The sequence below is a fragment of the Streptomyces sp. NPDC055103 genome (genome assembly GCF_053607625.1).
This window is the reverse complement of the sequence record NZ_JBSGTX010000044.1, coordinates 59,607-71,215: the sequence shown is the minus strand read 5'-3', so window position 1 is coordinate 71,215 and position 11,609 is coordinate 59,607. Positions and strand designations below refer to the sequence as shown.

The following is an 11,609-nucleotide window of genomic DNA, read 5'->3' as shown; positions in this document are numbered from 1 at the left end:
CGACAGCCGGGCCACCGCCGTGCCCACGACCAGCCCGAACAACCGAAACGGCCCACCGGAGAAACCGACGGACCATCACGAAAGATCGAGGTTAGGTCGAGAAAGTACTGCGGAGCGGAGACAGCCCATCCCACGCTCATTGTCTGCTCCGGGCCGTCAGGCGACAGCAGGTGCAGGAAGCGTTGCTGAAGTGCAAGAAACCGCTCCAACAGATGCGGCGGGCAGGCGGCCGGGGGCACTTGATCAAGTCTTCTGCCACAGACCGACCTGAATTCGCCGGCCGATGAGACCACTGCCTCAGCCCGACATTGCGTCGGGTGCAGTTCCCCGTCCCTCGGCCGCGGGACCAGCGAGATTCCCTGGACGATCAGGGCAGGTTGCGAGCAAGAGGGGCAAACGTGCCGCAGCAGGCACCGGTGCTCGGGGCAGGCGAAGACGGGCGGGAGCCTCCAATGGCGCTTCCAGCTTCCGCCGTGGAGGTGCTCGATGGTGCTGTCGCCGGCCAGGCACTGCGGGCAGTAGCGACTCCAGTGACTGAACACCCACCGGTTGTTGTAGAGCATGCGCCCCGGCATCCGCGGGGTGAGCTCAGGGCTGATGGGTCCATAACGGGGGCCGAGCGGGGCTAGGAAGAGGTCAGCCGCTTCGCGATGGCTCAATCGGGTTATGCGGGCGAATGCTTCGATCCGGTGTTGCTCAAGAAGGTGGAGCTGAGTGAGGCTGACGTGCTCTGCCAGGAACCGTCGGTGCGACGAAAGACCGGTTCGGATTGCGATATCGGCGGGAGTCACGGAGTTGCGGTGGGCAAGGCGAAGTACCAGCCCGGGGAGACTCTCGTCCGAAAGGGGAGCCAAGCATCGGGCAATGGGACGCATGTCTGCGAGCGGGGGTGGCTCAGCCATCGACGGCCTTCGCACCATGGTCGTCGAAGACGGTGTTTCGCCCCCTGCGTCGAGGCTTCTTCGGGGGCGAGCCAGGATCCTCCTCCGGAATGTCGGGGACCTCGCCGGCCTCTCGGTCGCGGTCGGTGAGGTTGCCGAGACTGATACGGATCGTCGACAAGAGGTCCGGGGTCAGCTCCTCGGCACCTGACTCGATCGCTTCGGCGCAGCCGTCCTCGACCAACCGTTTGAGGAGTCCGACGATGCCGCGGGTGCGGCGGAACAGGTATTCGGGCATCGCGCCTTCGGTGAGCATCCCCGGCCGGGCCCGGAACAGCCGCAGGCGATCTTCGATCCCGGCCAGATGTGCAACGAAGGCGGTCATGCCTTCGGCTGTGTCGTAGTCGAAAGGATCGAGATCGACCAGGTCGAAGCGCCGTTCGGTCTGTGTCGCGGCCGACGGGTTGTAGCTCTTGCCGGTTTTGAGGTCAGGGAATACCCACTGTCCGGTGCGCGGGTCGGGGTAGCCGCTCCGTAGGAGTCCGGATCGGGGAATGTCGACGCCGATCAGAACCAACGTGACGTTGAGGTCCATCAGCTCGCGGACGAGATCGAGGGTGTCCTGGTCGTCCTCGCGATGGAGTCTCAGCCTCGTGATGTCGTCCAGTAGCAAGGCCGTGGTGTGGTGGTCCCGCAGTGAGTCCCGCACCGCTCTGATCAGGCCGTTCAGAGTCCTTGGCAGCGGAGCTCCGTAGAAGTCCAGGATGGCCGTGCACAAACCCTTCGGCGTCGCTCGGACCGGGGTCCGGCAGTAGGCGACGGGCACGAACAGATCCCGGGTGCCCGGGATGGGGCCCGGCAGCAGCTGTCGGTGCAGGTCCCGCCACAAGATCTCGAAAGTGGCCGCAGCATCGCACGCGGTCTCCGTCTTCCCCAGGTAGCCGCCGCCGCTGATCATCAGCCCATCGCGGGTGCCAGGGGCGAAGTTCAGCGCGTTGTTCCGCATCCGTCCGCGCATCAGCCGGGTGACCCTCGCGCTCATCGGGGTCTCCAGAAGCCCCATGTTCACGTGTGTCGCGGTCCGGTGGAGGTCGTGCAGGGCACGTCGTCGGGGACTCATCGAAGCGTACTCATCCGCAGAGAGGCGGGGTGCTGGGATGAACGCATCACGCTGTTCATTCCACTGCCGCCAGCCCTCAACCCGGGTCCGGTCGGGTGGCGGCCCGGCCCGCAGGAAGGGGACGATCCCGCCTTCACCCGGCGTTTGGTCCGCCATCGCCATGCTCTTCCTCGTCGTCCTCGGGCAGCAGGAACAGGTCACGCTTGCGATATGCCTCGCCAAGCGGTGCTGCGGGCTTCGGCCGGCTCTGGACGGCCTGCTCGCGGCGATATCGCCGGTGGCTGTCGATGCTGTCCTCGGCCTGTCTTGCCCGCTCTGGCCAGCGCAGGGGCGTGACCACGCCGCCGGGGGTGGCCGCGGCCTGGACGGGTTCTCTCGCCGACGCCTGGTTCGGCCGGTCAGCTTGTGCCGCTGCCGCCTGGAGGGCCTCGCGGGAATGCTCCGTCCGCTGGACCTTCGGCTTCCGGGTGGGCCACTGGCTCACTGGGATCCGCGAGCCGATCAGCTCCAGCAGGACCGGCAGTAGATCAGCATCGGACTGGGGTCGCAGCCCGCAGGCGACGGCCTTCTTCAGCAGCTCGCGTACGCGTGCGTCGCCGAAGGCTGGAGCCTGTCCGTCTGGTGGCAGACCGGTCCAGGGCAGCGCATGCCAGTCGTGCGAGATCGGGTCCTGGAAGAACACCTGTCGGCGGTCCCGCGGGTCCCGCCGTACGGCCCAATGGCCCTTGTGCTTGCCTCCACGTGTCGATCGCTGGCCCAGGTAGGGGCCCAGTAGGTCGGCATCGTGATACCAGAGCCCGCGGATCTTCACTCCGCGCCGGGGGTCGATCCGCTGCACGTAGTGGATGGGCAGCAGTTCGTAGAACAGCTGCGGTGAGGGGATGTTCATCGCGAATCCGGCCTGAGCGAACGACGCCGCGAACAACGAGTTCGGGCTGTGATCTCCGCCCGGGTCCCAGCTGGGGGCGTATTCGCCAAGCCGCCGCTTCTGCCACACCGCGACGGTCCACGTGGCGATCAGATGGTCCATCTCGCCGATCGTCAGGACCGCGTCACCTTCCGGATCGGCGCCGCGGTCGGCGGGATCGATGCCGGTGTAGCCGGGCAGCTGCTCGAACAGCAGCGACCGGATCGCGCCGAAGGCACGCTCGCAGGCCGACTTGTCCGTAGGACGCAGAACCCGGCTGGGAAGGATGTTGCAGCCGAGCACCCTCTGGACATCGACCAGGTGGTGATTGCGGTAGACAGACCCATGGTCCGTGGTCACCGTCTCCGGAGTGAAGAACGGCAGGCCGGCGACCTTGTGTCCGGCGAACTCGGCGACCAGCGCGGCGGGCAGCCCCGGGTAAGGCCACTCCAGATCCTCGCCCCAGTCGGCCCGCATAGGCAGCGGCAGCATCACGTCCCGCAACAGCATCGCGACGTCCACTGACTGGTCGGAGACGAGGGTGAGCCGGAAGGCGCAAAGGGAATGCGTGTGGACATCCATGGCGAGGGTGAGATGGACCTTCACGGGGTCGCCGAACGTGCTCTCGCGGACCATCACGGGCAGCACCGTGGTGTCCAGAGCGATCACCTGGCCGGGCCGGTGGACGAGCACGTGCCCGTTCTTCACGGGCAGCTCGGCCGAGCGCGCGTAGCGCTGGCGAGCCCCGCCCGGTCCGAACCACTCGCGCCAGACCACCCACAGAGTCTGGTAGCTGGGGACGCTGACGTCCCGGTCGGGGAAGGATTCGCGTACGTATTGGTGGATCATGCGTTCACGGGTCCGCATAGTCACCTTCGACCGGTGCAGAGTCTCTGCGCGGACCGCGAAGATCGCCTCGCGGATCTCCTCGGTGATGCTGGGGTGGCTTCCGCTCTCGCGCAGCCAGCGCTCGTCCGCGCAGCCGACCAGCCCGGCGTCCTGGCGTCGGCGGTCCCAGCGGATCAGAGTGCGGTAGCCGACCCGGTCCAGACCCAGGAGTTTGGCCTGCTGACGGTCCATGGCAGCCAGTTCGGCGACCTTCGCGAGGCGGCGGGCGGTCAGCGTCGTGGTGGCCGGGTCGTACTCCGGTTTCGGCTCACCTGGGCCCGGCCGCAGCGGGTCGCCGCTGCGGAATCCGGTCTCCACCTCCAGCAGATGGGCCAGCCGGCATACGGCGATCTCCCGCCGTCCCGGCTCCAGGTCCCCCTGTGTCTTGGGCTGGCGGCCCCGGTCGGAGCCGCGAGCCGCGGTCGTGGACGAGGGGCGGCAGTTGGGGTGGTTGGCCAGGAAGCGGAAGCTCACCGGCTGCCGGGTGCCGTCGTCGCTGACCAGGTGGACCCGGCCCAGTTCCGGCTCCCGGCGTTCGACCGTCCATTGCGTGCCGTCCAACACCAGAGCGGCGCCGGGAGACAGGTCCAGGACACTGGCCGTCCTCATCACTCCTCCTCATCCGGGTTGGTCACCACGGATCGGTCGCCGAACGGCCTGCTCAGGTCGGAGCCGAGGCGCCGGTGCCAGAGCAAATGCAGGAGCTGGGCACGGGCCAGCGGCGGGAACGGCGCGGTGTCCACGACCTCGCCGAACGTCCTCCCGTCGCGGGCCGCCGCCACAAGGGCTGGCTGCAGTCCGAGCGGGTCAGACAGAGGTCGGCGCTGGGAGGAGAAAGCGTCGACCGCGGCGGTGACGTGCTCTTTCCAGCCCGCAACGACGGTGTAGTGCCAGCCGCAGGCCAGCGCGACCTCGGCGGACGCGGCGAACGCCTCCAGGTCCTCCGGGCCGATGAGCGTGCGTGGCCGTACGTCGATCAGCCAGATACCGGTCCGGGTCACCGCCAGGAAGTCCGGGATGTGTCCCCTGCGTCGGGTCACGGTGTCGAACCGCAGCCGCATGGGCTGCGACAGCACGTCGACCAGGCCGGCCGCGAAGTCGAGGACCAGGAGCAGGCGGGCCTCCTCCAGACTCTCGGCCCCGTGATGACGGCCGGTGCTGACGAGGAATTGCAGGTTGGGGCGATGACGCTGGGCCCGGCGCCAGGAGAACCAACGCATCGGCGTGCCGTCCGCGATACGCGTGTGCGCCAGGTCCCGCACGGTGCACGACACCTCGTCGCCCGCTGTCCGCCAGGTCGCCGTCCAACGGCGGGTCCACTCCGCCCCAAGGTCCAGGCCGCCACTGCCCGGTGCCACCGACACCGGAACGAGTAGGTCCTCCCACCGGCAGCTGTGCGACCACAGGCCACCGGCCGAGGCCACAGCCGGGGACAGCGGCTGTACGGGGGAATGCGCTCCGTCCACCCCACCATATGACCACCGTCGAGAGCGGCAAGCGGGTCAGTCTCCGAACATGGTGACAACTCGGCCTGGAAACGCCCGGAAGTGACAACTACCGCGTGAATCCGGTGACAGAAAGAGCTGGAATCCCGCGAGAGCGTCCCAGGTGAGAGGTCATCACTGGTGACAACTAACGCTGGAAGTCACACGGATCGCCGCCGCGGACACTGACCTGTGTGGAACGCCAACTGAACGAACGGATCCGGTCGGGCGACCGGGCGGCTTTCGCCGAGGTCTTCGACCGGCACGCGCGGGTCGTCTACGCCTACGCCGTACGGACGACGGGCGACTGGGCCCTCGCCGAGGACATCGTGTCGCTGACGTTCCTGGAGGCCTGGCGGCGGCGCGACACGCTGCGCGGGGAGGTGCGGCACGTCCGCGCGTGGCTCCTGGGCATCGCGGCGAACGTGACCCGCAACACCGCCCGCGCGGCCCGCCGCCACAGGGCGGCCATGTCCCGCCTGCCGCCGCCGGAACCCCTGCCCGACTTCTCGGACGAGGTGGCCGGGCAGCTGGCCGACGCGGAGCGGCTGGCCGCTGTGGCCAGAGCGCTGAAGCGCCTGAGACAGAGCGAGCGCGAGGTGTTCGGCCTGGCCGTGTGGTCCGGGCTCGCGTACGCGGAGGTGTCGGAGGCGCTGGGGATACCGGTGGGCACCGTGCGCTCGCGGCTCTCCCGGGCGAGGCAGAAGTTACGCGTCCTCGTGATGACGGAGCTCGCCTCGCCCTCCTCCCCTCCCTCACCCCCACCCCCGCCGGACCGGTTCGCGAGGAGCGCCCCATGAACCCGGAGTTTCTGGAACAGCAGGATCAACAGGAACAGCAGGAGTGGCAGGAGCAGCGCGAGCGCGAGGAGGCGTGCCGCACGCTGCCGTGGACGCCCGCCCCCGTTCCGCCGGCGGACCGGATGCTCGCGCGGCGCCGACACCTCCTGAACGAGATCGACCGCGGAACACCGGCCACGGCCTCCCGGCGACGGGTCACCTTCGCGGTGGGGGCGGCGGTCGCCGCCGGCGCGGCGGTCGCCGTCCTCCTCCTCGGCTCGCCCCTCCCCTCCGATCACTCCGATCCCGCCGGGCCCCCCGCGTCCGCCGCCTCCGTACAGCTGCTGGAACGGGCCGCTCTCGCCGCCGCGGCACGGCCGCAGCCCGCGGTGCGCGCAGGCCAGTACTCCTACGTGCGGACGGTCGGTCACACGACGGTGCTCTCCGAGAACACGAGCGGAGGCATGGACCGCATCCGGGAGAGCGAGGACATGGAGCAGTGGACCTCGGCCGACGGCAGCCGTCGGACGCTGGTGCGCGTGGACGGCGAGGACGAGCTGCTTCCCGGCCTTCCGGGCAAGGGCGGCTTCCATTCCCCGACGTACGCCTTCGTGGCCGGACTTCCGACCGACCCGGACGACCTGCTGGAGCTGATCCACGACGACGCCGAGAAGAACCACGGCCCCGGCAGCGGTTCGACGACGGGCCCCGACCAGCAGGCCTTCGTCGCCATCGGAGACCTCCTGCGCGGTACGGTCACGCCGCCCGCGACCACCGCCGCGCTCTACCGCGCGGCCACCCGTATCCCCGGGGTCTTCGTCGTCCCCGACGCCGAGGACGCGGCCGGGCGCCACGGAGTGGCCGTCGCCCGCGTGCACGACGGCGAGCGGAGCGAGTGGATCTTCGACAGGACGACGGCACGGCTGCTCGGCGCGCGCACGGTACTCCTGGAGGACAGCGCCTGGGGGAAGGCCGGGACGGTCGTCGGATCGATCGCGATCACGGGCAGCGGCATCACCGAAACAGCAGGTCAGGCCCCGTAGCGGCGGGCGTGCAATGCTGGGATACGTGAACCTGGACGACCTGGTACGGCTGCGGCGCGCGCGGGACGCGATGGACCGCGACTACGCGCTGCCGCTCGACGTACCGGCGCTGGCCAGGGTCGCGCTGATGTCGGCCGGGCACTTCTCGCGCAGCTTCCGCGCCGCCTACGGCGAGACGCCGTACAGCTATCTGATGACCCGGCGCGTCGAGCGGGCGAAGGCGCTGCTGCGGCGGGGTGACCTGAGCGTCACCGAGGTCTGCTTCGCCGTCGGGTGCACCTCGCTCGGGTCGTTCAGCTCGCGGTTCACGGAGCTGGTGGGCGAGACCCCGAGCGCGTACCGGGCCCGGCGCCACGAGGCGGGTGCCGCGATCCCGGCGTGCGTGGCGAAGGTCCTCACGCGCCCGACGAGAAACGGCTGACGCGGCCGGGGCGGCCGGAGCAGCCGAGGCGGTCGGAGCAGCCGAGGCGGTCAGGGTGGGCCCAAGCGGTCGAGGAGGGCGACGCGGCCGGGGCGGCCGAAGCGGTCACGATCGGAGAAGCGGATTGCGGACCCCCGTCGTAGCGTCGAAGCCATGAACGTCAAACTCTCGCAGTGCTTCATCGCCGTCGACGACCACGACAAGGCGCTCACCTTCTACCGCGACGCCCTCGGCCTGGAGGTCCGCAACGACGTCGGGTTCGAGGGGATGCGCTGGGTGACCGTCGGTTCGCCCGCGCAGCCGGACGTGGAGATCGTCCTCGAACCGCCGCTGGCCGACCCGAACGCCTCGGCCGCCGACCGCCAGGCCATGGCGGAGCTGCTGGCCAAGGGCATGCTGCGGGGCGTGATCTTCGCCGCCGACGATGTCGACGCCACCTTCGAGCACGTCCGGGCGGCCGGCGGCGAGGTGCTGCAGGAGCCGGTCGACCAGCCGTACGGCGTCCGCGACTGCGCCTTCCGCGACCCGGCGGGCAACATGCTCCGCTTCTCCCAGCCCCGCGCCAAGTGACCACCGCCCCTCCCTGACGCCCGCATGGCAGCATGCGGGGAGGTCAACAGGGAGGGTACTCATGGCAGTTGAGACGCACATCTCGGAAGCGGCGGGGCCCCGGCGGCGCGCGGACGTCCTCGACGGGTCCGCGCACGCGGGGCCGCGCCGCTTCACCCGCCCCGCGACCGGGGACGAGCGGCAGATGCTCGTCGGGTTCCTCGCGGACCAGCGCGCGACCCTGGTCCTGAAGTGCGCGGGCGTCACGGACGACCTGGCCCGGCGCGCCGCCGCCCCGTCCACGCTCTCCCTCCTCGGCCTGGTCCGGCACCTGGCCGATGTCGAACGCCACTGGTTCCGCGAGATCCTCGCCGGCCAGACGGACGCGGCCCCGATCTTCTCGTCCCCCGCCGACCCGGACGGGGACTTCGACGGCGCGACCCCCGACCCGGCGGCCGTCGCGGCGGCCTGGGACGCCTGGCACGCGGCCGTGGCCTTCGCCGAACGCTTCACGGCCGAGGCCCCCGACCTCGACGTCTCGGCCCACGACCCCTGGCGCGGCACCGTCTCCCTGCGCTGGGTCCTCATCCACATGATCGAGGAGTACGCCCGCCACAACGGCCACGCCGACCTCCTCCGCGAACGCATCGACGGCACGACCGGCATGTGAGCGAAGCTCACCGAGCCCGCGCGAGCGCCGCTCACCACCGAGCCCGCGCGTGGGACGCCCACAGGGTCCACGCGAGCGCCGCTCACGCCGCCCAGGCGGCGAGCGCCGCGTAGTCGGCATCGCCGAGCCCGAGCCGGGGATCCACCCGGTGGAGGAGCGCCCGGCCGGGGTGGCGGGCGGCGACCCACGCCCGGTCGGCGGCCCCGATCTCGTCGTCCACCCAGGCGAACGACCGCCCCGCCGCCCACGCCACCAGCGCCGGAACCTTCCAGTGGACACCTGGCTCCTCAGGGCCGTCGGGCCAGTGCACGAGGGGCAGCTCGGGCAGACCGAGGCGCGGGGCGACCCAGGCGTTGGCGTCCTCCTCCCAGGTCGTCGCCCACACCAGCTCGTACGGGAGCGCCGCGAGCCGCGCCCCCTGCGCCGGGTCGAGCCGCGCGAGGAGCGGGCTCACGGAAGCGGGCGGGACGGGCGGGTACGTCGGGTGGGCCCCGTCCCGCGCGCCGAACGGGATCAGCGGCCCGTCCACGTCAAGGAAGAGCAGGGGTCGCTCCACGGCGGCCGCGCCAACCACTCCAGTCACACCGGTCACGCCGGCCGCGCCAACCACTCCAGTCACACCGGTCACGCCGGCCGCGCCAACCACTCCAGTCACGCCTTCATCCTGCTCGGGCGGGACCTCCCCCCGCAAAGAACTCATCCACTTCCTTACAATCCGCGACGGATCGACTTTCGTTACCCTGGCAGGCATGACAGCCATGGCGCCCACCCGCATCGAGCCCGACCTCTCCTACCTCCTCGACCACACCAGCCACGTCCTGCGCACCCGCATGACCGCCGCGCTCGGCGAGATCGGACTCACGCCCCGTATGCACTGCGTCCTCGTCCACGCCCTGGAGGAGGAGCGCACACAGGCGCAGCTCGCCGAGATCGGGGACATGGACAAGACCACCATGGTGGTGACCGTCGACGCCCTGGAGAAGGCCGGGCTCGCCGAGCGGCAGCCGTCGAGCACCGACCGCCGCGCGCGGATCATCGCCGTCACCGAGGAGGGCGCGAAGGTCGCCCAGGAGAGCCAGAAGATCGTCGACGGCGTCCACGGGAACGCCCTCGCCTCCCTCCCCGACGAGGAGCGCGTAGTCCTGCTGCGCGCCCTGAACCGCCTGGTCACCGGCCACCTGGAGACGCCCGTCGAGGGCCCGAAGGCCGCCCGCCGGGCACGGCAGCGTGGATAGGACCCGAAAGTCGTCCCGTAAAAAATAGTCTGCAACAAAACCATCTGCTAACGTCTCTCCTGTTGCCTCCATCGAACAGGAGAGAGAGCCCATGTCCACGCCTGCCAGCGCCCACCCCAGCGCCCACCTCCGCACCCGCAGCTCCCGCCCGCTCGCCCTCGGCGTCCTCGCCACGAGCATGCTGATGACGGTCCTCGACGGCAGCATCGTCACCGTCGCGATGCCCGCCATCCAGAGCGACCTCGGCTTCACACCCGTCGGCCTCAGCTGGGTCGTCAACGCCTACCTCATCGCCTTCGGCTCGCTCCTCCTCCTCGCCGGCCGCCTCGGCGACCTCATCGGCCGCAAGCGGATGTTCCTGCTCGGCACCGGCCTCTTCACCGCCGCCTCGCTCCTCGCCGGCGCCGCCGCCTCCCCCGAGGTCCTGATCGCCGCCCGCTTCCTCCAGGGCGTCGGCAGCGCGATGTCCGCGGCCGTCAGCCTCGGCATCCTCGTCACGCTCTTCGCCGAACCCCGCGAACGCGCCAAGGCCATCGCCGTGTTCAGCTTCACCGGCGCCGCCGGAGCCTCCCTCGGCCAGGTTCTCGGCGGAGTCCTCACCGACGCCCTCGCCTGGAACTGGATCTTCTTCATCAACCTCCCCATCGGCGTCGCCGCCCTCCTCCTCGCCCTCCCCGCCCTGCCCGCCGACCGCGGTCTCGGCCTGCGGGCCGGCGCGGACGTCATCGGCGCGCTGCTCGTCACCTCCGGCCTGATGACCGGCATCTACGCCGTCGTCACCATCGAGGCGTACGGGGCCGGTTCGGCCCACACCCTCGGCTTCGGCGCCCTCGCCTTCGCCCTCCTGGCCGGCTTCCTCGTCCGCCAGGCGAAGGCCGCCAACCCGCTCATGCCCCTGCGGATCCTCCGCTCGCGCAGCGTCTCCGGCGCCAACCTCGTCCAGATGCTGATGGTCGCCGCGCTCTTCTCCTTCCAGATCCTCGTCGCCCTCTACCTCCAGAAGGTCCTCGGCCACGGCGCCGCCGAGACCGGCCTCGCGATGCTGCCCGCCGCCGTCGTCATCGGTGTCGTCTCGCTCGGCGTCTCGGCCCGCCTCGTCGCCCGGTTCGGCGAGCGGAACATCCTCCTCACCGGCCTCGTCCTGCTCGTCGGCGTCCTCGGCCTGCTGACCCGGCTCCCCGCCGACGCCGCCGACGCGAACTACGTCACCGACCTGCTCCCCGTGATGCTGCTCGCCGCCGGCTTCGGCCTCGCGCTCCCCGCCCTCACTTCGCTCGCCATGTCGGGCGCCGACGAGGCGGACGCGGGCCTGGCCTCCGGGCTCTTCAACACCACCCAGCAGATCGGCATGGCCCTCGGCGTCGCGGTCCTCTCCACCCTCGCCGCCTCCCGCACCGAGTCCCTCACGGCGGCCGGACGGTCCACCGCCGAGGCCCTGACCGGCGGCTACCACCTGGCCTTCGCCGTCGGCACCGCGCTCGTCCTCGCCGCCCTGGCCGTCGCCCTGACCGTCCTGCGCCCCGCCCGGAAGCAGCCGGAAGCCCCGCAGGAGCAGGACTCGACGGAGCAGGACTCGACGGAGCAGAAGGCCGCGAAGGACGCGGAGCCCGCCCTCGTCACCCTGTGACAATG

The 11,609-nt window shown here is 70.7% G+C and carries 12 protein-coding genes and 1 pseudogene; 7 read left to right on the top strand and 6 right to left on the bottom strand.

The features are described from left to right. The 5 genes and pseudogenes from ACWFR1_RS25875 to ACWFR1_RS25855 all read right to left on the bottom strand — a co-directional run. Positions 1-239, bottom strand: a 239-nt coding sequence (locus ACWFR1_RS25875) for a hypothetical protein (RefSeq protein ID WP_453555022.1), incomplete at its 3' end; no start/stop codon positions are given. A 177-nt stretch (positions 240-416) separates the two neighbouring features. After that, a pseudogene (locus ACWFR1_RS25870) lies at positions 417-875 on the bottom strand (TniQ family protein); the annotation flags it as partial. A gap of 19 nt (positions 876-894) precedes the next feature. Then, the gene (locus ACWFR1_RS25865) at positions 895-2,163 is read right to left on the bottom strand and encodes an AAA family ATPase (protein WP_453555014.1); all 1,269 of its coding nucleotides are present in this window, start codon (positions 2,161-2,163) and stop codon (positions 895-897) included. Further along, positions 2,135-4,405, bottom strand: coding sequence for a transposase (locus ACWFR1_RS25860; RefSeq protein WP_453555012.1), 2,271 nt, complete (start codon positions 4,403-4,405; stop codon positions 2,135-2,137). The genes ACWFR1_RS25865 and ACWFR1_RS25860 overlap by 29 nt, the downstream gene beginning before the upstream one ends. Continuing rightward, positions 4,405-5,160 (bottom strand): TnsA-like heteromeric transposase endonuclease subunit, encoded by a 756-nt coding sequence (locus ACWFR1_RS25855; RefSeq protein ID WP_453555010.1) that lies wholly within the window; start codon positions 5,158-5,160, stop codon positions 4,405-4,407. Before ACWFR1_RS25855 ends, ACWFR1_RS25860 begins: the two co-directional genes overlap by 1 nt. A 314-nt stretch (positions 5,161-5,474) precedes the next feature. On the opposite strand from ACWFR1_RS25855, the gene ACWFR1_RS25850 reads away from it, so the two are divergent. The 5 genes from ACWFR1_RS25850 (at position 5,475) to ACWFR1_RS25830 (ending at position 8,742) form a co-directional block, all read left to right on the top strand. Beyond that, complete coding sequence (locus ACWFR1_RS25850) at positions 5,475-6,080, top strand: RNA polymerase sigma factor (protein WP_453555008.1); 606 nt, start codon at positions 5,475-5,477, stop codon at positions 6,078-6,080. Next, positions 6,077-7,102: a CU044_5270 family protein gene (locus ACWFR1_RS25845; RefSeq protein WP_453555006.1), complete on the top strand. Its 1,026-nt coding sequence runs from the start codon at positions 6,077-6,079 to the stop codon at positions 7,100-7,102. The genes ACWFR1_RS25850 and ACWFR1_RS25845 overlap by 4 nt, the downstream gene beginning before the upstream one ends. Positions 7,103-7,127: 25 nt before the next feature. Beyond that, entirely contained in the window at positions 7,128-7,523 is a 396-nt protein-coding gene (locus ACWFR1_RS25840) for a helix-turn-helix transcriptional regulator (protein WP_453555005.1), read from the top strand. Between the two features lie 153 nt (positions 7,524-7,676). Beyond that, positions 7,677-8,093 carry a VOC family protein gene (locus tag ACWFR1_RS25835; RefSeq protein WP_453555003.1) on the top strand — a complete coding sequence of 139 codons (417 nt, stop codon included), beginning with the start codon at positions 7,677-7,679 and terminating at the stop codon, positions 8,091-8,093. 61 nt (positions 8,094-8,154) lie between these two features. Further along, positions 8,155-8,742, top strand: a complete 588-nt coding sequence (locus tag ACWFR1_RS25830; RefSeq protein ID WP_453555001.1) for a DinB family protein — start codon at positions 8,155-8,157, stop codon at positions 8,740-8,742. Between the two features lie 82 nt (positions 8,743-8,824). Here ACWFR1_RS25830 and ACWFR1_RS25825 read toward each other — a convergent pair whose 3' ends face one another. Next, positions 8,825-9,316, bottom strand: coding sequence for a hypothetical protein (locus tag ACWFR1_RS25825; RefSeq protein WP_453555020.1), 492 nt, complete (start codon positions 9,314-9,316; stop codon positions 8,825-8,827). Between the two features lie 175 nt (positions 9,317-9,491). Between ACWFR1_RS25825 and ACWFR1_RS25820 the strand changes: the two genes are divergently transcribed. Together ACWFR1_RS25820 and ACWFR1_RS25815 are read left to right on the top strand one after the other, a co-directional pair. Continuing rightward, positions 9,492-9,977 (top strand): MarR family winged helix-turn-helix transcriptional regulator, encoded by a 486-nt coding sequence (locus ACWFR1_RS25820; RefSeq protein ID WP_453554999.1) that lies wholly within the window; start codon positions 9,492-9,494, stop codon positions 9,975-9,977. 91 nt (positions 9,978-10,068) lie between these two features. Continuing rightward, the gene (locus tag ACWFR1_RS25815; protein WP_453554997.1) at positions 10,069-11,604 is read left to right on the top strand and encodes an MFS transporter; all 1,536 of its coding nucleotides are present in this window, start codon (positions 10,069-10,071) and stop codon (positions 11,602-11,604) included. Positions 11,605-11,609: the final 5 nt, after the last annotated feature.